Source organism: Cellulomonas sp. ICMP 17802 (genome assembly GCF_041295535.1).
Taxonomy (GTDB): Bacteria; Actinomycetota; Actinomycetes; order Actinomycetales; family Cellulomonadaceae; genus Cellulomonas.
In genome coordinates, this window is record NZ_JBGFQZ010000022.1 from 1 (window position 1) to 19891 (window position 19891).

Sequence of the window (19891 nt, forward strand, 5' to 3'; positions counted from 1 at the left end):
CGGGGGGCCTGCGGACTGACCTCAGCGCCTCGAGCCGGCCCGCAGGTCCCGCGCGACCGCCCGCCCGGCCGCCGCCGACGCGGCTACTTCGCCTCGGCCTGCGCCTCGTTCGCCGCCGCCTTGATCTCGTCCGCCTCGGCCTTGTTGATCGCCCGCTCGACGATCGCGTCCGCCTGGTTGAGCGCCTCGCGGATCCTGACGGCACCGGGGTCGGAGACGAGCGCGACCAGGCCGGAGTGTCCGGGGGCGATCGCGTCCTGCAGCTCCTCGGCCAGCTCCTTGCGGCGGTGCAGCTCGCGCGCCTTGCCCGTCGCGGCGCCCACGGCACCCAGCACGGCCGCGCTGCCGATGACGGACGGCGGGAAGATCAGGCCCAGCGCGACGCCGCCGACGACCCCCCAGGTGAGCCCGCGCCGCGTGCCGTGGTCGGTCGCCTTCTGGACCTCCAGGTGCCCGTCCGCCTCGCGCTTGACCACGATGACACCCTCGATGTCGAGCCTCTTGCCGTCCTCGACCGACTTGAGGGCCTCGTAGGCCTCCCACGCGGTGTCGGTGTCCGTGAAGTCGGCCACGAAGAGGGTGTAGGCGCCGTCGCTCAGGGCGGTGACGACGTCGGTGGGCTGGTCGTCTGACATGGGGAGCTCCTTCGGTGCGATGTCGGGATGGTGCCATCTCGACCGTAGACCCGCGACGGGCCCACAGTCAGGTCACAGAGCCGGTCAGGTCGACCGGGCGGGCACGACGCCGGGCGACGACGCCGAGCAGCACGAGCACGGCCCCAAGCAGCCCGAAGACCAGCAGCCCGGTCACGGCCGACCGACCGTTCGCGACCTCGCCGGTGAGCGCCGCGAGCGCGACAGACAGGCCGGGCGTGGTCGGCAGCAGGGCCGCCAGGCCGGCCACGACCGGCGGGACGGTCGACGTCAGGCCGACCGCGAGCGCCACCACCGCGACGAGCACGGCGAGGAACCGACCGACCCCACCGAACACGGCCGCGAGCCCCTGGTTCACGACGACGAAGACCAGCCCGACGAGCGCTCCCGCCGCGACGAACCCCACCCGCGCGGCCGCGTCGACCTGCACCGCGAGCAGGACGGCCAGGGCGGTGACGAGGCCCTGCAGCGCCCCGATCGCGGCACCCGGCAGGACCGCACGGCGGGTGATCGACGCCGACGACTCGGCCGTGAACAACGGCCGGCGCGGCACGGCCTCCCGCGCCGCCGCCACGACGACGGCACCGAGCCACAGAGCGACCACGGCGAAGAACGGGACGGCCTGCATGCCCGGGGCCGGAGCGAGCTGGTCGGCCCGCACGGGCTGCGACGCGATCGTGGAGAGGATCCCGACGTCGTCGGCGGAGTAGGTCGGGATCTGCTCGACGGCCTGGGCCAGCCCGTCCGCGAGCTGCGCCGCGCCGGTCTCCACCTGCGCGGCGCCCGACGCGACGCTCGCGCTGCCCGTGTCGAGCCCCGCCGCGCCGGAGGTCGCCTGGTCCGCACCGGCCGCGACCTGCGCGGCACCGGCGGCGGCGGCCCCGATGCCGTCGACCAGCTCCGGCATCCCGGCCGCCAGGCTCTTGTTCCCGGCCGCGACCTTGTCCGCTCCCGTCGCCAGCGCATCGACCTTCTGCCCCGCGCCCTGCAGCGTCGCCAGCGCGGCGGAGACCGCGTCGCAGGCCCGGCCCGGCGTCTGGCAGACGGTGGCGACGGCGGCGGCCAGCTGGGCGACCGCCGCATCCACCCCGGCCGCCGCCTGGTCCACGGCACCCGCGACCGCGGCGGAGCCCTTCGCCAGCTGGGCGGTCTGCCCCGGCAGCCCCTGGGCACCGGCATCGAGCTCGGCCAGCCCGTCGGACAGCGACGCCGCCCCCGAGTCGAGGCCGCCCAGCCCGGCGGACAGCTGGTCGGCACCGGTGGCCAGCTGCTGGGCGCCGTCCGCGAGCGACGCCGCCCCGCTCGCGAGGTCGTCGGCCCCCGACGCGGCCTGACCGATCTGCTGGTCGATGGTGGTGTAGCCCGTGAGCAGCTGGTCGAGGTACCGCGCGACGAGCTGCTTGTTGAGCGCCGCGACGGCGGCGTCGGTGATCGCGGCGGTGAGAGCCGGGTCCAGCAGCGCGGACGACGAGGACGTCTCGACCCGGATGTCGGCCTGCTGGGCGTCGTCGGCCGGTCCGGCGAACGACGTCGCGGAGGCCGAGAACGACATCGGGATGGTGACCACGGCGACGTACCGCCCGGTCGCGAGCCCGTCCGCCGCCTCGTCGTCGTTGGTGAGCACCCAGTCGTACCCGGCATCGGCGATGAGCCCCGCGGCGAGCTGACGCCCGACCGGCACGGTCGTCCCGTTCAGCGTGACCGGGACGTCGTCGTTGACGATCGCGGCGGTGACCCGGTCGAGGTGCTCGGTGGGCGCCGACAGCGACCACGTGAGCAGACCGGCGATCGCGAGCGGCAGCAGGACGAGGCCGACGACCGTGAGCACGCCGAGCCGATCGACGCCGGAGAACGGGCGGCCGCCCATCTCAGGGCACCGCCACGGGGTCGAGCCCGACGGAGCGGACCACCGACCCCGGCGGCAGGACGTCGTCCACCACGGCGTCGGGGCGGCAGGCGAGCACGAGGGTGAGGCCGCGCTCGGTGACGGCCTCGGCGAGCGCGCCGGCCACGGTGGCGCGGGCGTCGGGGTCGGTGACCGTGTCGATGCCCTCGACCATGACGACCACCGCCGGTCGGCGGAGGGCCGCACGCAGGTCAGGCAGGGGGGCGGTCGAGCGCCCGAGGTCCACGTACGACGTGCACCGCCGCACGGACCCCGCGCGCGGCGGCAGCACCAGGCCCGCCACCTTGACCCGGCCCCCCGTGACCGGGAGGCGGCCGCCCAGGGCGAGCAGCACCGTCCGGCGTGCCACCGGCGTGCCCCCGCGGACGAGCAGCACGTCGCCGCTCGCCACCATCGCGTCGACCGTGGTCGCGCCGGCCCGCGCGGCCTCGGCGGCGATCGCGCGCTCGCCGCCCTCGGGCCACCCGGCCAGCTCGAGCTCGCGCGCGAGGCCCTCCCCCTCGACGTCGACGTGCGGCAGGAGTCGATCGAGCCATGCGGGCATCCACCACGCACGGGGGCCGAACAGCGCGAGCACCGCGGGGATGAACGTCATGCGCACCACGAACGCGTCGATGGCGACGCCGACCGCCAGGCCGAACGCGATCGGCTGGATCGACGCATCACCCTCGGGGAGGAAGGCCGCGAAGACCGCGACCATGATCACGGCGGCGGCCGTGACCACGCGGGCCGACCCGACGAACCCGCGCTCGACGGCTTGCGCGGGATCGCCGTGGTGCACGTAGTCCTCGCGCATGCGGCTGACCAGGAACACCTCGTAGTCCATCGCCAGCCCGAACAGCACCCCCATGAGGATGATCGGCATGAAGCTGACCACTGCACCCACGGACGCGACGTTCAGCGGGCCCGCCAGGAACCCGTCGACGAAGACGAGGGCGGTCAGCCCGAGCGCGGCGAGCAGCGAGAGCACGTAGCCGAGCGCGGCGGTCACCGGGACCACGATCGAGCGGAAGACCATCGCGAGCAGCACCAGGGACAACCCGACGATGAGCAGCCCGAACGGCAGGAGCGCCTCGGCGAGCTGCGCCGAGATGTCGATGCCTGCCGCCGTGTAGCCGGTCACCGCGAGGTCCACCCCGTACTCCTGCAGGAAGTGGTCGTGCAGGGACCGCAGGTGGCCCACCAGGGTCGTCGTGGCCTCGGAGTCCGGGCCGCCCTCGGGGACCACCTGGATGACGGCGGTGTCGCCGTCCTCGTTGGGCGTGGCCAGCGGCACCGAGGCGACACCCGCCACCCCGGCCACCTCCGCGGCGATGGCGTCCACCAGACCGACGGGGTCCGTGCTCTGGATCACCGACCCCGTCATGACGAGCGGACCGTTGTACCCGGGGCCGAAGTGCTCGGCGACCAGGTCGTACGTGATCCGGGCCGGCGCGTCCTCCTCGAGCGAGCCCGCGTCGGGCAGGGCGAGCCGCAGCCCGGCGACGGGGATCGCGGCGGCACCGAGCGCGGCGACGACGACGGCGACCGTGACGACCGGCCGGCGCGTCACCGTGCGGACCCACCGGAGCGCGGTCCCGGCCGGCACCGGCTCACCTCCCTCGCGCTCCTGCTCGTCGTCGGCCGCGTCCTCCTCCTCGTGGTCCGACGCCGCCCCGGGCCGGTACCGTCTCGGCGCCACGCGCCAGCCCGCGAACCCGAGCAGCGCCGGGGTGAGCGTGGTGGAGACGATCACCGCGATGCCGACCGCCAGCGCCGCCGCCACGCCCATCGTGGTGAGGAACGGGATGCCCGCGACGCTGAGCCCGAGCAGCGCGATGACCACGGTCGTCGCGGCGAACACGACCGCAGAACCGGCCGTGGCGACCGCGCGCGAGGCCGACTCCTCGGGGTCGAGGCCGTGCTTCAGCTGGTCCTGGTGCCGCGACAGGATGAACAGCGCGTAGTCGATCCCGACCGCGAGGCCGAGCATCAGCGCCAGCAGCGGTGTGGTCGACGTGACCGTGTGCGACCGGGTGCCGAGGAACACGATCGCGAGCGACGCACCCGCGCCGATCAACGCCGTGACCAGCGGCATGCCCGCGGCCGCGAACGACGCGAAGGTGAGCAGCAGCACCCCGAACGCGACGGCGATCCCGACGAGCTCCGTCGCGCTGATGCCCGCGGCGCTCTGCGCGAAGAGCTGGCCCCCGACCGCGACCTGCGACCCGTCCGGCAGGGAGTCCTGGAGCGACGCGCCCGCGTCCTGGAGCGCCTGCGACGTCTCCGGCAGGACGGAGGTCGTGCCCACCGACAGCTGGACGGGCACGAGGACGGCCGAGTGGTCGGTGGCGATGTTCGGGCTCGAGGGCGAGGCGTAGGGCGACGTCGCTCCCGACACCTGCGGGATCGCGGCGATCGCGGTGACGGCCGCCTCCACCGCCGACTGGAAGCCCGCCGTCGTCACGTCGCCGCCCTCGGGGGCGACCGCGATCAGCTGCGCGGACGTCCCGCTGAACTGCGGGAACGTGCGGGCCAGGGCGTCGAGGGCGTCCTGCGACTCGGTGCCCGGGATGCGGTAGGTGTTGTCGGTGCCGGTCCCCAGCAGCCCCGCGACAGCGACGAGCAGCACGAGCGCGGCGATCCACAGCGCCAGGACGAGCCTGCGGGCGCGGAAGGCCCACCGGCCGAGCATGGAGAGCGCGGAGGACATCGGAGAACCACTTCGCTCCAGCACCGGTCGGGCTGCCGGCGGCGGTGCCTGCCAACGTAGGCCCGTGGACATAACGGACACAAGGCGCGGTCCCGTCCGGCTGCCGGAGCGCGCCCGCTCGAGCGGGCGGTCCCCTCGTCGGTCGATCCCGCCCCCGCGAACCCGGTGCGCCCGCGCCGCGGATGCGGTCTGATCGTGTCGAGCGGTCGCGCGGTGCGGCCGCGATGCCGACCCAGGAGGACCCGATGGCGACGATCGTCTCCACCCTGTTCAGCTCGCTCGACGGCGTCGTCGAGATCGACCCCGCGTGGCACTTCCCCTACTTCGACGACCACATGGGTGCTGCCGTCGGCGAGGACTACGAGGACATGGACGTGCTGCTCATCGGGCGCGTGACGTACGACAGCTTCGCGGGCGCGTGGCCGGACCGCGAGACCGCCGGCGGCGTGGACGCGACGTTCGCGACCCAGCTCGGCGACACCCGCAAGCTCGTCGCCACCCGCGGGACGCAGGACCTCGGCTGGCGCAACGCCGAGGCCCTCCGTGGGGACCTGGTCGAGGCGGTGACGGCGCTCAAGGCGGAGCCGGGCATCGGCAAGATCCTCGTGCCGGGATCGATCTCCGTGGTGCGCCAGCTGCTCGCCGCGGGCCTGCTCGACGAGCTGCGCCTGCTGGTGCACCCCGTCGCGGCCCGCCGCGGGGAGCGGCTCTTCGACGAGGGCGAGCCCATCTACCCGCTGCGGCTGCTCCGCTCCGACATCTTCCCGACCGGCGTCGTGCGCCTGATCTACGCGCCGAGCGAGCTGCCCAGCGCCGCCACCTATGACGACGTCACCGACAAGGTGCCCGGCGCCGACTCGTGACCGTCAGCTGGCCGCAGGCCCTCGCGTGGCGGCTGCGGCGCCAGCTGCTGGACCCCGCCGGGGACGTGTCGGCCGCCGACGTGGTGCGCACCCTCGGCGCGGTCGCCGCCCAGCCCGACGGCGCCGCCGAGCTCGCGGTCGGCGCCCGTCGCCGGCGGTCGCGGCCGGGGGACGTGGCGCGCGCCCTCGCCGACGGCGAGCTCATCCGGACGTTCGCGTTCCGCGGTGCCACCCACCTGCTGACGCCTGAGGAGGGCGGCGACTACCTCGCGCTGCGTGCCGCGAGCCGGATGTGGGAGCTGCCCAGCTGGCAGAGCTACTACGGCCTCACGCCGGCCGACTGGCCGGACCTCCGCGAGGCCGTCCGGGACGCCCTCGCCGACGGTCCGCTCACGTACTCCGAGCTGGCCGAGGCGGTGACCGCCCACGCAGCGTTCCGGCACCTCGCGCCGAGGTTCGCCGACGGCGCGTGGACGCTGCTCAAGCCGCTCGCGTGGCAGGGCGACCTGACCCTCGGCCCGTCCCCGGACGGCGGGACGACGTTCCAGCGCCTGGCGGGCAACCCGCGCTGGCCCGGGCTGCCCGACCTGGACGAGGCCGGCACCCGTGCGGTCGTGGCGTACTTCCGGACCTACGGACCCGCGACCCCCAGCCACGTCCAGTACTGGCTCGGCGAGGGCCTCGGCGCCGGTCGCAAGCGCATCCGCTCGTGGATCGCGGGGCTCGGTGACCGGCTGGCCCCGGTCGACGTCGACGGCGAGCCCGCGCACGTGCTGCGCGAGGACCTCGACGACCTGCAGGCGACACCGCCGACCACCACCGTCCGGCTGCTCCCCCGCTACGACCAGTGGGTGCTCGGACCGGGCACCGCCGACCAGCACGTGGTGCCCGCCGCCGGCCGCGCCGCCATCAGCCGCGGCGCGAACCCCCTGGTCGTCGGCGGCGTCGTGGCCGGGACCTGGTCGTCGACGGGCGACGACCTGACCGTCGACTGGTTCCCCGGCGCACCGGTCGCCGAGCCCGGGGCCCTCGAGCACGAGCTCCAGGCGCTCTCGACGACGCTGGGCCGCGACCTGCGCCGGACCCGCTGAGCCGGGCCTTTCGTCACGCCCGAGGGCCGGACGGGGGCGGGACCATGGAGGGGAGCACCACAGAGGAGACCGACATGCGCACCACGTACCCCGAGGGCTGGCTCCGCCTGACCAAGAACGACCGGCGGCAGCACTTCTTCTCCGACGGGATGAGCCTGTGCGGGCGGTTCGTCACACCGACCACCCGGTTCCCCGAGGACGACGGGCCCGACCGCGGTGAGTGCCCGATCTGCCGGGACATCTTCGACACCGACCGGGGCACCACCCGGTACTGACCGTCGGGTCGTCGCCCGCCGCGACGACGAGTGCCCGGGACGTCGGTCACGCGGCAGCGATCGTCGTGACCTTGCCGCGCCCGCCGCGGAACTTCAGCGCACCGTCCTCGACGAACAGCACACCGCCCGTGGAGGCGGTCGCGGGCGGCGTGCTGCTGCGCAAGAAGAGGCCACCGTCGGTGCCGACCTGGTTGGGCGCCCGCCGGTAGAGCTGCGTGTCACGTGCGGCGGCGCCGGTGCCCCACTGCATCGTCCCGTCGACGAGGGTCACGAACCGTCGCTGCGGGTCCCCGACGACCTCGGCCTGGTAGGCACGGGTGGTCGCGTCCGGGCCCGACACGAGCACGCCCTGCCCGCCGGTGGCGAGCGGCGCGACGGTGACGCCCACGCCCCCGTTCTGCACCACCTTCAGCCCGGCTCCCGTGCCTCGCCCTCCCCCGACGGTCACCAGGCCGGTCCCCCGGTCGACGCCGAAGGGCGAGTCCACATAGGCGCCCGCGTTGTAGCGGCACAGCTCGAAGTTCACGAGCCCCTCGGACGCGCGCAGCGCCCACCGCGGCTCGCGTGCGCTGCCCACGCGAGTCGCCCAGACGATGTCCCGGTTGTGGTTGTCCGAGCCGACGACCCGGAGCTGCTCGCCGCGTTCGCTCACCTGGACCTCGAAGTCGGCCTGGTTGGTGCGGATCGCGGTCTTGTCCGTGCCGATCTTGCCGGTCAGCGGGTCCACGAACTTGATCTCGAAGCGCGTCTGCAGCGACCCGCGCGCGTCCGGGACCTCGAAGCCGATGTGCCCGTGCTGCAGGTTCTTCGCGAGGCTCGACGGGTCGTCGTTGTTGAGGAAGTGCGCACCGATCCAGGCGACCGACTGCGGTGTCGTGGGATGCCCGTCGACCCACGTGTAGTCGCCGTCCGGGTAGTGCGGCGTCGGCCAGGCGCCCCGGTACGTCAGCATGCCCTTGGCGCGCGCGTCCAGGAGCTCGACGCGGATCGACTCGCCGTAGTGGTTGAAGTGCGGCTGGAACGCCTCCAGCACCAGCCGTCCCGTGGAGTCGAAGATCCCCGGGCCACCGTTCGTGCCGCCCGCGGGCGACGACCGCACGAGCAGCGTGCTCGGGTTGGCCAGGCTCCCGATCGTGACGTCGTCGTCGATGAGCTGCGCCGTGGGCAGCCGCCCAGGCGCCGGTGCAGCCGCGGCCCCGGACTCCGCGCTCACGGCGGCAGCAGTGGCCGTGAGCGCGACAGCTCCGGCACGGAACGCCGCCCGCCGCGTCAGTCCGCGTGGTGGCGACACCGGCCGGTCCGGCTCCGCGGGCACGGCGTCCGGCTCCGGAGCGACCGGGTCGGCGAACGGCAGATCGAGATGCACGTCGCCGGCGTCCCCCGGCAGCCTGAACGAGTGGCGCACGCCCGGCGCGCCGTCGAGCTCGAGCGTCAGCGTGTAGGACCAGTGCCGGACCGCTCGGCCGGCGCCGTCGGTGAACCCGGGCTGGTCCGTCGTCGCGAGACGGATCGTGGCGGCACCCTCGGCGTCCAGGGCGACGGCCGCCGGCCGCGGACGGACCACGGTCCCGGTCGCGTCCCAGACGCGGCTCCGTGAGGACTCGACCGTGACGCGCCCGGTCCATGGCGACCCGAGGTCGTCCACGAACGGGCCGACGTGCACTGCGGCGGTACGGATCTCGATCGGCACCATGGAGAGCCCCCTCGGGTCGCGCGCGCGAGATCTCAGGATGAAGCCCGGTCCGCGAGCGAGGGAATGCGCCAGAGGCACGTCGTGACGTCCGATTCGTCACACCTGCGGCGGCCCTGCACGTCGAGAGCGGCGCGCTCGAGGTCGATGTCTCCGGCCAGCCTGGCAACCTCGCCCCGGATCGTCAGCGTCGGCGTCCCTCCCGTTGGGCGGGTCAGCACGGACGCGGCGCCTCGCGCCGGGATCTGGTGCGGCGCAGACGGCGCGGTGCGCGGCGACTCCCTGAGCCGTCCTCCCCGACGAAAAATGCCCCCGGCCGCGTCTCCGCAGTTCAGGGGCACTTTCGTCGCTGTCTCAACGAGTGTCCGGAGGGGGACTTGAACCCCCACGCCCGTTAGGGCACTAGCACCTCAAGCTAGCGCGTCTGCCATTCCGCCACCCGGACAGGTGGACCGCAGGGCACCCGTAGGCGCCCTCAGGTGCGGCAGAAAAGATAGCACGGCGTTGCGGGCGGGCATGCATCGGCCCCCCGAGGCAGACTGGCCGCAGACGCCGTGACCAGGCGCCATCGACGTGACTCAGGGAGCCACATGTCCGACGCCAGCAGCTCGACCGGACGGGGTCCGTCCGGCCCCGCCGCACGCAAGGTCGCGGGTGCGCGGCGCAACCCGAGCGTCTACGGCGTCGAATACACCGCCCCGCGGTGGTTGCGGACCGCGGCCGGCACCTCCTGGCGGCTGCTGGTGGTCATCGCGATGGTGGCGTTGATCTTCTACGTCACCGGGCGCGTGCAGCTGCTGTTCGTGGCGGTGTTCCTGGCGTTCGTGTTCACCGCGGTCCTGCGGCCGGTGGTCGACTTCCTGGCCCGCTGGCTGCCCCGGGGGCTCGCGACCGCCCTGGCGCTCCTCGGCGGCATCGTGTTCTTCCTCGGGCTCCTGACCTACGTCGGGTACTCGATCGCCAACCAGTGGACGGACCTGACCAAGCAGTTCAGCAACGGCATCGGCCAGATCACCGACTTCCTGGAGAACGGGAACCTGCCGTTCACCATCACCAACGACCAGATCGCCCAGTGGATCAGCAACGGGCAGAAGTGGGTGCAGGAGCACGCCGGCGACCTGGCCGGGCAGGCGGCGGCCGGTGCGGGCTCGGTGGTCGAGGTGTTCACCGCCCTCGCCCTGGCGATCTTCTGCACCGTCTTCTTCCTGGCCCGCGGCCGCGAGATGTGGACGTGGTTCCTCAACCAGCTCCCCGCCAGGGTGCGGGACAGCTGGAAGACCGCGGGCGGCGCCGGCTGGTACACGTTCTCCGGCTACACGCGCGGCACCGTGATCATCGCGGTGACGGACGGCGCCCTCGCGTTCATCCTGCTGAGCATCCTGCGCGTCCCGCTGTCGGCGCCGCTCGCCGTGCTGGTGTTCATCGGCGCGTTCATCCCGCTGATCGGTGCTCCGGCGGCCATGGTCGTCGCGATGATCGTCGCCCTGGCCGCGAACGGCCTGCTCTCGGCGGCGATCGTCGGCATCGGCATCGCCCTGATCGGGCAGTTCGAGGGGCACATCCTGCAGCCGCTGGTCATGGGCAAGCAGGTGTCGCTCCACCCGGTGATCATCGCGTTGGCGGTGACCGCGGGGACGCTGACCGCGGGCATCCTCGGTGCGGTCATCGCCGTGCCGCTGGTCGCGGTGTGCTGGGCGATCTTCTCCCGGCTGCGGACGCTCGACCCGCCGATGGACGAGGAGGAGCCGCAGGAGGCGGTCGGCCCGGTCGAGGAGGTCGAGGAGATCGACGACGACGAGACCGTCAAGCAGCCCTGAGGCTCAGCGGAAGTCCCGCGACGCCGTCCGGACCTTCAGCGACATCGCGCTCAGGTGCTCGGCCACCAGGTTGGTCGCCCCGTCCGACCTCTCCAGCCTGCCGCGGACGACGAGGGCGCGTGACGTGCGGGCGACCTTGCGGAACTTCTGCCACAGCCCCGCCGAGCAGATGACGTTGAGCAGCCCGGTCTCGTCCTCGAGCGACAGGAACGTGATCCCGCCCGCCGTCCCCGGCCGCTGGCGGTGGGTGACGACGCCGGCGACCGCCACGCGCCGACCGATCTCGTGCGTATACGCCTGCTCCACCCGCAGGACGCCGGCCGCGTCGAGCCCGTCGCGGACGAACTGCGTCGGGTAGGAGTCGACGGACACGCCCGTGGCCCACACGTCCGCGGTGGCGATCTCGACGTCGCTGAGCCCCGGCAGCATCGGCGCGCTGACCCCCACGGAGACCCCCGGCAGCGTGTCCGGCCCCTCCTGCGCCAGCGCGCCGGCCGCCCAGAGCGCCTCGCGGCGCGTGACGCCGAGGCTGTCCAGCGCCCCCGCGGTGGAGAGCGCCTCGAGCTGGGCGGTCGACAGCTGCACGCGCCGGACCAGCTGCCGCAGGTCCGCGAACGGGCCGTGCGCGCGCCGCTCGTCGACGACCCGCTGCGCGACGTCCTCCCCCACCGACCGCACGGACGACAGCCCCAGCCGCACCGCGAGCGACCGCGCGCCGTCGCCCGTGCGCACTCCCGGCGCGGTGACGGGTCCGGTCCCGCTGGGCGTCGGCACCAGCCGCGGCTCGCCGCCGGGCGGCGTCGGGCCGAGCCGCTCGACCACCGCCAGCACGTCGGACGCCTGGACGTCCGGGCGCAGGACCTCCAGGCCGTGCCGACGGGCGTCAGCGGCCAGGCTCTGCGGCGAGTAGAACCCCATCGGCTGCGCCGCGAGCAGGCCCGCGTAGAACGCCGCCGGGTGGTACACCTTCAGCCACGCGCTGGCGTAGACCAGGAACGCGAACGAGTACGCGTGCGACTCGGGGAAGCCGAAGTCGGCGAACGCCTTGAGCTTGTCGAAGATCTCCGCCCCGGTCTTCTCGTCGATCCCGTGGCCGGCCATGCCCGACATCAGCCGGCCCCGCATCGCCTCCATGCGCTCGGTCGACCGCTTGGAGCCCATCGCCCGGCGCAGCTGGTCGGCCTCCGCCGGCGTGAAGTCGGCGACGTCGATGGCCATCTGCATGAGCTGCTCCTGGAACAGCGGCACGCCCTTGGTCTTGGCCAGCGACTTCTCCAGCAGCGGGTGCAGGTACGTCACCGGCTGACGACCGTGCGCGCGCTCGATGTACGGGTGCACCGAGCCTCCTTGGATGGGACCGGGCCGGATGAGCGCGACCTCGATGACGATGTCGTAGAACGTCCTCGGCTGCAGGCGCGGCAGGGTGCCCATCTGCGCGCGCGACTCCACCTGGAACACCCCGACCGTGTCCGCGGCGCTGAGCAGGTCGTACACCCGCGGGTCCTCGGCGGGCAGCCCGTGCAGGTCCAGCTCCTGCCCCTCGTGGTCGCGCACGAACCCGAACCCGATGCGCAGCGCGGTGAGCATGCCCAGGCCGAGCAGGTCGAACTTCACCAGTCCCGCGTCCGCGCAGTCCTCCTTGTCCCACTGCAGCACCGTGCGCCCCGGCATCCGCGCCCACTCCACCGGGCACACCTCGATGACCGGCCGGTCGCACATGACCATGCCGCCCGAGTGGATGCCGAGGTGCCGCGGCAGCCGCAGGAACCGGTCCGCCAGGTCGATGACCTGCTCGGGGATCTCGTCGAGGTCGCTGGCCGACGGTGGCCGGACCGCGGGGACCACGTCGTGCCCGTCGGCCGTGGCGAGGCCCGGCGTGTCCACCCCCTTCGGCGCGCGCAGGACCGACGGCGGCTCCCACGTGTTGCCCCACATCGAGGCCTGCGTGCGCCGCCGGTCCTCGCGCGCCGTGGTGAGCAGTGGACCGATGTGGCCGGTGTGCGGGCGAGCCTTCCGACCCGGCCCGGCGGACGGCTTCTCGGGCGGCGGCGCCGGCGCGGTCGAGCGCAGGCTCCCCCACCGCTCGATCGACTGCGCCCACGCGTCCTGCTGTCCCGCGTCGTAGCCGAGCGCCCGCGCCGCGTCCCGGACCGCCGACCGCGGCCGGTAGGAGATCACGTTGGCCACCTGCGCGGCATGTGTACGTCCGTGCTTCTCGTAGACGTACTGGATGACCTCCTCGCGCCGCGCGGACTCGATGTCGACGTCGATGTCCGGCGGCCCGTCGCGCTCGGGGGCCAGGAAGCGCTCGAACAGCAGCCCGTGCCGCACGGCGTCGACCGCGGTGACCCGCAGCGCGTAGCAGACCGCGGAGTTGGCGGCCGAGCCGCGGCCCTGCGCCATGATCCCGTTGCGCCGGCAGAAGTCGACCAGGTCGTAGACCACGAGGAAGTACCCCGGGAACCCGAGGTCCTCGATGACCCGCAGCTCGTGCTCCAGCTGCGCGTACGCGCCGGGGACCTTCTCCTGCTCCGGCGGCCCGTACAGCTCGAGCGCGCCGCGGCGGACCAGCTCGCGCAGCCACGTCGCCTCCGTGTGGCCCGCCGGCACCGGGTAGGGCGGCAGCTGCGGCGCGACGAGCGACAGGTCGAACGCGCACTCGGCCGCCAGGTCCGCCGCCGTCACCACGGCGGACGGGTGTCGGCGGTGCAGCGCGAGCATCTCGGTGGCCGACCGCAGGTGCGCCATCGGCCCGCCCGGCAGCCAGCCGTCCAGGTCCTCCAGCGAGGACCGGGCGCGGACCGCGGCGAGCGCGGCGGCCAGGTCGGCGTCGCGCGGGGTGGCGTAGTGCACGTTGCCGGTGGCGACGAGCGGGAGGCCGGCGTCGGCGGCCAGGTGCGCGAGCGCGTCGGCGCGGTCCGAGTCGTACGGGTCCCCCGCCGCGGTGACCTCGACCGCCACGTTGTCGCGCCCGAACAGCGCGACGAGCCGGTCGAGCTCGGTCCGCGCGGCCGCGATCCCCGTCGCGCTCACGCCCGCCACGCCCGACGGGTCCCCACCCGCGAGCGCGCGCCGCACGGACCCCTTGCGGCACCCCGTGAGCACGAGCCACTGCCCGGCGGCGGTCGCGGCGAGCTCGTCGAGCCGGTAGTCGGCGGCGCCCTTCTGGCCGGTCCGCAGGTGCGCCTCCGCGATCGCGCGGGACAGGGCGCGGTAGCCGTCCGGGCCGCGCGCGAGCACGAGCAGGTGCGACGCCCGGGGGTCGGGGATGCCCGTCGGCAGGTCGAGCACCGGCGGTCCCGGGGTGGTGCGCGCCTTCTCGCGAGGGTGCCGACGACCGTCCGGCGCGGGCAGGTGCAGCTCCGCCCCGAACACCGTCGGCAGCCCGACCGCCTTGGCCGCCTGCGCGAACCGCACCACGCCGTAGAGCCCGTCGTGGTCGGTGAGCCCGAGCGCGCGCAGCCCGAGCCGCGACGCCTCCGCCGCGAGCTCCTCCGGCTGGCTGGCGCCGTCGAGGAAGCTGAAGGCTGAGTGGGCGTGCAGCTCGGCGTAGCGCGGCGGGAAGCTCTCAGTCATAGGTCGCCTCGCACGTCCACCCGCCCGCCGTGCACGCCAGGAGCACCGCGCGGCCGTCGTCGAACGTCACCTGCAGGTGCGCCCGGAGACCCGGGCGGTCGTCGGCGGCGGCCCACCAGCGCTCGCTGAGCAGCCACGGCCCGGCCCAGCCGACGACCGCGCGCGACCCGTCGGCCGCGGACCGCACCCACGCCGGCTCGCCGCGCATCCCGCTGCGCACGTCGAGCACCACCGGCACGCCCGCCGCGTCCCGCACGTCCACCGGCTCGGGCGGGTCCAGCACCGTCGCCGGCGCAGGGTCGGGCAGCCGCCCCGGCCACGGCCGGTCGACCGGGCGCGCCGGCTCGGTCTGCTCGCCCCACGGCCGCAGGTGCACCTGGTCCCGCACGTCACGCCCGCCCTGCAGGGTGGCCACGAGGATCCCCGCCCCGCCGACGATCCCCTGCACCCGGTCCAGCGCCCGGTGCGCCCGCAGGTCGCCGCCGGACGGCCCGCCCCACAGCCGGCCCTGCTCGGCGCCGGCCGGCGCGACGTCGAGGGCGGTCACCGACAGGTGGACCAGCGTGACCACCCGCGAGTCCTCGTCGTGCCACTGGTCGGCGGGCAGGTCGTCGTGCGCCCACGGGTCCCGGCCCGACGCGACCGCGTCACGGGCGGTCCGCGTGCGGGCGCGGGCCGCGGGGTCGTCGGCCGCCCGTGCCCGGGCCGTCTCGACCGCGCTCGTCGCCAGCCAGCCCTCCAGCTGCCAGCGGATCCGGTCGGTGATCCGCGCCGGCGTCAGGCCGCCCCAGCCGCCCAGGTCGGTGCGCCAGGTGCGCACCAGGTCGGCGCCCTCGTCGGTGCGCGCGGCGATCTGCAGCCGCCCGCAGGTCACGGAGTGCTGCACGAGCAGCGCGTGCAGCTCCTCGGCCAGCCGCCGCCCGGCGAACGTCGCGGAGTCGACCCGGTCGAGCGGCGGGTCGAGGTCGGTGGCCACCTCCAGGTCGGCCTCCGGCCGGCGACGCGCGGGCGGCCGCTCGTCGTCGCCGCGCGCGAGCATCTGCGCCCACGCGCCCAGCCGCCCGAAGCGCGCGTGCACGTCGGTGGGCGGCAGCGCGGCGAGCTGCCCGAGCGTGCGCAGCCCCAGGCGGTGCAGCAGGTCGACCAGCTGGGCCACCGCGGAGGCCGCCTCGTCCGTGACCGCCGCGTGCACCAGCTCGCTCACCCCGCGCGGGGCCAGGTACGCCGCCGACGCCCCGGGCGGCACCACCGCACCGGTCCGCGTCGCCAGCACGGCGGCCAGCAGCCCGTCCGCCGTGCCCACCGCGCACTCGTGCCCCGACCCGGCGGCGACCGCGTCGATGAGCTTCTCCGCGAGGGCGTCCTCGGAGCCGTGGTACCGGCTGGCCCCGCCCGCGGGCAGCAGCAGCATCCCGGCGCGGACCACCTCGATGCCCGCCACCACCGTCTCCGCCGCGGCGGCGACGGGCTCGAACATCCGCACGTCGCGCGCGTCGTCCGCCGCCAGCAGCACCAGCTCGGGACAGACCCCCTGCGCCTGCCGGCGGCGCATCCCCCGGCGCACGCCCTCCGCCCGCGCGAGGGCGGAGACGGCGGTGAGCTGGCGACCGTCGTGCACGGCGGTCGGCTGGTGCGGCGGCACCTCCTCGGACGTCGCCGCGGCCACCACCGGCCAGTCCGGGACCCACAGGACGGTCGTGCGCGTGCTCATCCGACGAGCCTCAGCCCGGCGGTCGGGGCGGCCGCCTGCACGACCACGGGAGCGGTCGAGCCGATCGGCAGGGTCAGGTCGAGCGCGCGCGGCACGGCGGCGCTCCCCCGCCCGGTGCGCACCAGCCGGATCTCGTGCGTGCGCAGGCGTCCCTCGCCCGCGTCGATCCCCGTCCACCGGCCCGACTCGACCGTGAGCACCACGCCGGCGCCGGGCCAGTCGCGCGTCGACAGCAGCACGGACCCGCGGTCCCGGGCGCGCGCGGACAGCTTGCGGCGCTCCGCGTCGGTCAGCGCCACCTCCGGCCCGACGACCACCACGTCGACCCCGTCGAGCAGCGCCGCGACCACGGTCGGCGCCTCGAGGCCGGGCCGCGGCACCACGGCCAGCCGGTCGAGCGCCACCCCGGCCTGGGCGGCCGCGAGCAGGCCGACGGTCGGCTGGCCGACGACCGCCGCCCACGCCCCGCCGGCGCAGGCGTGCGCGAGCATGGCGAGCACCAGCGACGTCGACCCCGTGACCACGGTGGTCCCGCCGCGGCGCAGCCCCTCGGGCAGGATCGGCACCAGCGGGGGCGGCACCGCCATGGCCGGCCGCTCGCTGGTGATGATCCCCGTGGAGGGCTGCTCGGGCGGGCTGGGTGGAAGGTCCGGGACCAGCGCGACGAGAGGCGGCGCGACGGGCACCGGGACGGCGACCGCCTCGAGCGGCAGAACGCTGCGCGCCCCGGTGCGCTGCTCGGCACGGGCGAGGGCGGCCCGCGCGAGCATGACCCGGTCCTCGCGCGACATGGCGTCGACGGACATGCGGACCTCCTCTCGATCGGCCGATGAGAGGGTGCTCTCGAGACCTTCATCGAACATCTGTTCGAAGTATCTCAGTACACGCTGACATCCCCGACGGTGTCAATCCGCGGCGTGCCCACGGCGCGACGTCGCAGGTCTCGGCTAGGTTTCTGGTCGCCCGGCAGCGTGGCCGGCGTGGGCACGTCACCAGGAGGCACGTCATGGGAGTCGTCGTCGGGATCTACCGCCTCGCGCTGGCGGCGATCACGTTCCTCGCCCTCTTCTGGGCGCCCAGCACCGGGGTGACGTTCGACATCGAGGACTACGTCTACTTCACCAACCAGTCGAACCTGCTGCTGGCCGTGGTCATGCTCTGGGGCGGCCTCACGGTGCTCGCCCGGCGCGTGGAGCCGCCGCCGTGGCTGTTCGGCGCGGTGACCCTCTTCATCCTCATCACCGGGCTCGTCTCGTACTTCATCCTCGACCCCGCGCCGCCTGGCGAGGAGGTCGTCGCGCTCGGCCTCACGCACGACCAGCTGGTGCACCGCCTGACGCCGATCGCGGCGTTCGTGCACTACCTGCTGATGGTCCCGCACCGCCGCCTGCGCATCCGCAACGCGGCGTACTGGCTGCTCTACCCGGTGGCGTACTGCGCGTTCACCACCGTCCGCGGGGTGCTGAGCCCCGGCAGCGCCTACCCGTACGGCTTCATCGACGTCTCGGAGCTGGGCTACGGCGGCCTGCTGCTCAACGTGGTCATCTACGGCATCGGCTTCTTCGTCCTCGGCCTCGCGCTCGTCGGCATCGACCGCCTCCTGCCCGCGCAGCCGATCATCGGCCGCCGCGTCCCCGAGCCGACCCCGCGCGCGCCGCTGGTCCCCGCGGAATGATGACGCCATGGCCGTGAACCTCACCCGTCCCGTCGCCCCCGACCCCTACGCCCTGCTCCCGTCGGTGCCCGCCTTCACGCTGACCAGCGAGGACTTCCGGCACGGCGAGCGGCTGCCCGACGTCCACACCAACACCGACGCCGGCCGCAACGTCTCGCCGCAGCTCTCCTGGGAGGGGTTCCCCGCGGGCACGCGGTCCTTCCTGGTCAGCTGCTTCGACCCGGACGCCCCCGGCCCCGCCGGCTGGTGGCACTGGACGGTGGTCGACGTCCCGACGACGACCACCTCTTTGGCCAGGGGGGCCGACCTGCCCGCCGGGGCGTTCGCCCTGCGCGGCGACGACGGCGAGGCCCGCTACCGCGGCGCCGCTCCCCCGCCCGGCGACCAGGTGCACCGCTACTTCTTCGTCGTGCACGCCCTCGACGTGCCGTCCCTCGGGGTCGGGCCGGACACGATGCCGGGCGCCGCGAACACCGCCGTGGTCTTCCACGCGCTCGCGCGCGCGGTCCTGGTCGGGACCTACCAGCGGTGACGCTCGGCACGCTGACCTGGGTGCGCGCGCTCGACTTCCCGGAGCTGCTCGCGCCGTCCACCAGGACGGCGATCGAGGCGTGGGTCGCGGTCGACCCGGCGGTCGCCGACGCTGTCCTGGTCACCGAGATCGACCCCGGCCTCGCCGACACCGCGGCCCTCACCGAGGCCTACGCGCTCCCGCCGGCAGCGTCGGCCAACTGCGTGCTGGTCGCCGGCCGCCGCGAGGGCGAGGAACGCGTCGCCGCGGCAGTGGTCCGCGCCACCACGCGCGCCGACGTCAACAACGCCGTCAAGCGGCTGCTCGACGTGCGCAAGGCCTCGTTCCTGCCGATGGACCGCGCCGTCGAGGAGTCCGGCATGGAGTACGGCGGCATCACGCCGCTCGGCCTGCCGGGGCGCTACCGCGTGCTCGTCGACGCCCGCATCGCGACGGACGACCCCGACACCGGACCCACGGTGATCATCGGCAGCGGGGTGCGCCGGTCGAAGCTCGCCCTGCCCGGCGCCCTCCTCGCGCGCGCACCGGGCGTCGAGGTCGTCGACGGCCTCGCGCTCGGCTGACCCCGGACCGGACGCGTCAGGACGTCACCCGCGTCGCCCAGAACGCCACCGCCGCGGCGGCCGCGACGTTGAGCGAGTCCACCCCGCCGGCCATCGGGATCCGCACCACACGGTCGCAGGCGGCGATCGTCTGGGCCTTGAGCCCGTGCCCCTCGGCGCCCAGCACGAGAGCCAGCCGGGCGGGCGGGTCCGCCACCAGCTCGTCGAGCGTGATCGCGTCGTCCGACAGCGCGAGCGCCGAGGTGACGAACCCGGCCTCGCGGAGCGCGGCGACGCCCTCGGGCCACGGGTCGATGCGGGTCCACGGTACCTGGAACACGGTCCCCATCGAGACGCGCACCGAGCGCCGGTACAGCGGGTCGGCGCAGCGGGGCGTGACGAGCACCGCGTCGACGCCGAGCGCCGCGGCGGACCGGAAGGCCGCGCCGACGTTGGTGTGGTCGACGATGTCCTCGAGCACCGCGACCCGCCGCGCGCCGGCGAGCAGCGACGCCACCGGCTCCAGGGCCGGCCGGTGCATGGCGGCCAGCGCCCCGCGGTGCACGTGGAAGCCCGTGATGGCCTCGAGCACGGGCTCCTCGGCGACGTAGACCGGGACCTCGACGTCGTCGGCGGGCAGGCCGGCCAGCAGCCGCTCGAGGTCGGGCAGCCAGCGCGGCGACAGCAGGATCGAGCGCGGACGGTGGCCGGCGGCGAGCGCGCGGCCGAGCACGGTCGAGCTCTCGGCGATGTAGAGGCCCTTGGCTGGCTCCTGCCGCGAGCGCAGCGCGACGTCGGTCAGCGAGACGTAGTCGGCGAGGCGCTCGTCGGCGGGGTCGGTGACGGGCTGCAGGGAGGCGACGGGCAC

General features: G+C 74.8%; 15 protein-coding genes and 1 tRNA gene. 7 read left to right on the forward strand and 9 right to left on the reverse strand.

All coding sequences use genetic code 11. The features are described 5' to 3' along the window. Positions 1–83: 83 nt before the first annotated feature. From AB5970_RS14525 to AB5970_RS14535, 3 genes are all read right to left on the reverse strand, one after another. The gene (locus tag AB5970_RS14525) at positions 84–635 is read right to left on the reverse strand and encodes a DUF1269 domain-containing protein (RefSeq protein ID WP_370504652.1); all 552 of its coding nucleotides are present in this window, start codon (positions 633–635) and stop codon (positions 84–86) included. 67 nt (positions 636–702) lie between these two features. Then, positions 703–2520, reverse strand: coding sequence for a YhgE/Pip domain-containing protein (locus AB5970_RS14530; RefSeq protein WP_370504653.1), 1818 nt, complete (start codon positions 2518–2520; stop codon positions 703–705). A 1-nt stretch (position 2521) separates the two neighbouring features. After that, positions 2522–5251: an MMPL family transporter gene (locus AB5970_RS14535; protein WP_370504654.1), complete on the reverse strand. Its 2730-nt coding sequence runs from the start codon at positions 5249–5251 to the stop codon at positions 2522–2524. A 245-nt stretch (positions 5252–5496) separates the two neighbouring features. On the opposite strand from AB5970_RS14535, the gene AB5970_RS14540 reads away from it, so the two are divergent. The 3 genes from AB5970_RS14540 (at position 5497) to AB5970_RS14550 (ending at position 7480) form a co-directional block, all read left to right on the forward strand. Beyond that, positions 5497–6114 carry a dihydrofolate reductase family protein gene (locus AB5970_RS14540; RefSeq protein ID WP_370504655.1) on the forward strand — a complete coding sequence of 206 codons (618 nt, stop codon included), beginning with the start codon at positions 5497–5499 and terminating at the stop codon, positions 6112–6114. Further along, positions 6111–7205: a winged helix DNA-binding domain-containing protein gene (locus AB5970_RS14545; RefSeq protein WP_370504656.1), complete on the forward strand. Its 1095-nt coding sequence runs from the start codon at positions 6111–6113 to the stop codon at positions 7203–7205. The genes AB5970_RS14540 and AB5970_RS14545 overlap by 4 nt, the downstream gene beginning before the upstream one ends. Positions 7206–7279: 74 nt before the next feature. Beyond that, positions 7280–7480 (forward strand): hypothetical protein, encoded by a 201-nt coding sequence (locus AB5970_RS14550; protein WP_370504657.1) that lies wholly within the window; start codon positions 7280–7282, stop codon positions 7478–7480. 46 nt (positions 7481–7526) lie between these two features. On the opposite strand, the gene AB5970_RS14555 is transcribed toward AB5970_RS14550, so the two are convergent. Together AB5970_RS14555 and AB5970_RS14560 are read right to left on the reverse strand one after the other, a co-directional pair. After that, positions 7527–9173, reverse strand: a complete 1647-nt coding sequence (locus tag AB5970_RS14555) for a hypothetical protein (protein WP_370504658.1) — start codon at positions 9171–9173, stop codon at positions 7527–7529. 359 nt (positions 9174–9532) lie between these two features. Continuing rightward, positions 9533–9615, reverse strand: a tRNA-Leu gene (locus AB5970_RS14560). Positions 9616–9760: 145 nt separating this feature from the next. Between AB5970_RS14560 and AB5970_RS14565 the strand changes: the two genes are divergently transcribed. Continuing rightward, positions 9761–10987, forward strand: a complete 1227-nt coding sequence (locus AB5970_RS14565; protein WP_370504659.1) for an AI-2E family transporter — start codon at positions 9761–9763, stop codon at positions 10985–10987. 3 nt (positions 10988–10990) lie between these two features. On the opposite strand, the gene AB5970_RS14570 is transcribed toward AB5970_RS14565, so the two are convergent. The 3 genes from AB5970_RS14570 to AB5970_RS14580 are packed head-to-tail and all read right to left on the reverse strand — an operon-like array spanning position 10991 to position 17080. Next, the gene (locus AB5970_RS14570; RefSeq protein WP_370504660.1) at positions 10991–14563 is read right to left on the reverse strand and encodes an error-prone DNA polymerase; all 3573 of its coding nucleotides are present in this window, start codon (positions 14561–14563) and stop codon (positions 10991–10993) included. Next, positions 14556–16274, reverse strand: a complete 1719-nt coding sequence (locus tag AB5970_RS14575) for a DNA polymerase Y family protein (RefSeq protein ID WP_370504661.1) — start codon at positions 16272–16274, stop codon at positions 14556–14558. The genes AB5970_RS14570 and AB5970_RS14575 overlap by 8 nt, the downstream gene beginning before the upstream one ends. Continuing rightward, the gene (locus tag AB5970_RS14580) at positions 16271–17080 is read right to left on the reverse strand and encodes a hypothetical protein (protein ID WP_370504662.1); all 810 of its coding nucleotides are present in this window, start codon (positions 17078–17080) and stop codon (positions 16271–16273) included. Before AB5970_RS14580 ends, AB5970_RS14575 begins: the two co-directional genes overlap by 4 nt. A gap of 200 nt (positions 17081–17280) precedes the next feature. Here AB5970_RS14580 and AB5970_RS14585 point away from each other — a divergent pair, with 200 nt between their 5' ends. The 3 genes from AB5970_RS14585 to AB5970_RS14595 are packed head-to-tail and all read left to right on the forward strand — an operon-like array spanning position 17281 to position 19044. Beyond that, positions 17281–17949 carry a Pr6Pr family membrane protein gene (locus tag AB5970_RS14585; RefSeq protein ID WP_370504663.1) on the forward strand — a complete coding sequence of 223 codons (669 nt, stop codon included), beginning with the start codon at positions 17281–17283 and terminating at the stop codon, positions 17947–17949. Positions 17950–17956: 7 nt separating this feature from the next. Continuing rightward, positions 17957–18481, forward strand: coding sequence for a YbhB/YbcL family Raf kinase inhibitor-like protein (locus AB5970_RS14590; RefSeq protein ID WP_370504664.1), 525 nt, complete (start codon positions 17957–17959; stop codon positions 18479–18481). Then, the gene (locus AB5970_RS14595; protein WP_370504665.1) at positions 18478–19044 is read left to right on the forward strand and encodes a YbaK/EbsC family protein; all 567 of its coding nucleotides are present in this window, start codon (positions 18478–18480) and stop codon (positions 19042–19044) included. The genes AB5970_RS14590 and AB5970_RS14595 overlap by 4 nt, the downstream gene beginning before the upstream one ends. A 16-nt stretch (positions 19045–19060) precedes the next feature. Here the strand turns inward: AB5970_RS14595 and AB5970_RS14600 are convergent, their stop codons facing one another. Beyond that, positions 19061–19891 (reverse strand): TrmH family RNA methyltransferase, encoded by an 831-nt coding sequence (locus AB5970_RS14600; RefSeq protein ID WP_370504666.1) that lies wholly within the window; start codon positions 19889–19891, stop codon positions 19061–19063.

Coding starts and splice junctions, on each gene's coding strand:
- AB5970_RS14525 (WP_370504652.1), bottom strand. CDS start 635: ATGTCAGACGACCAGCCCACCGACGTCGTCACCGCCCTGAGCGACGGC.
- AB5970_RS14530 (WP_370504653.1), bottom strand. CDS start 2,520: ATGGGCGGCCGCCCGTTCTCCGGCGTCGATCGGCTCGGCGTGCTCACG.
- AB5970_RS14535 (WP_370504654.1), bottom strand. CDS start 5,251: ATGTCCTCCGCGCTCTCCATGCTCGGCCGGTGGGCCTTCCGCGCCCGC.
- AB5970_RS14540 (WP_370504655.1), top strand. CDS start 5,497: ATGGCGACGATCGTCTCCACCCTGTTCAGCTCGCTCGACGGCGTCGTC.
- AB5970_RS14550 (WP_370504657.1), top strand. CDS start 7,280: ATGCGCACCACGTACCCCGAGGGCTGGCTCCGCCTGACCAAGAACGAC.
- AB5970_RS14555 (WP_370504658.1), bottom strand. CDS start 9,173: ATGGTGCCGATCGAGATCCGTACCGCCGCAGTGCACGTCGGCCCGTTC.
- AB5970_RS14565 (WP_370504659.1), top strand. CDS start 9,761: ATGTCCGACGCCAGCAGCTCGACCGGACGGGGTCCGTCCGGCCCCGCC.
- AB5970_RS14570 (WP_370504660.1), bottom strand. CDS start 14,563: ATGACTGAGAGCTTCCCGCCGCGCTACGCCGAGCTGCACGCCCACTCA.
- AB5970_RS14575 (WP_370504661.1), bottom strand. CDS start 16,274: ATGAGCACGCGCACGACCGTCCTGTGGGTCCCGGACTGGCCGGTGGTG.
- AB5970_RS14580 (WP_370504662.1), bottom strand. CDS start 17,080: ATGTCCGTCGACGCCATGTCGCGCGAGGACCGGGTCATGCTCGCGCGG.
- AB5970_RS14585 (WP_370504663.1), top strand. CDS start 17,281: ATGGGAGTCGTCGTCGGGATCTACCGCCTCGCGCTGGCGGCGATCACG.
- AB5970_RS14590 (WP_370504664.1), top strand. CDS start 17,957: ATGGCCGTGAACCTCACCCGTCCCGTCGCCCCCGACCCCTACGCCCTG.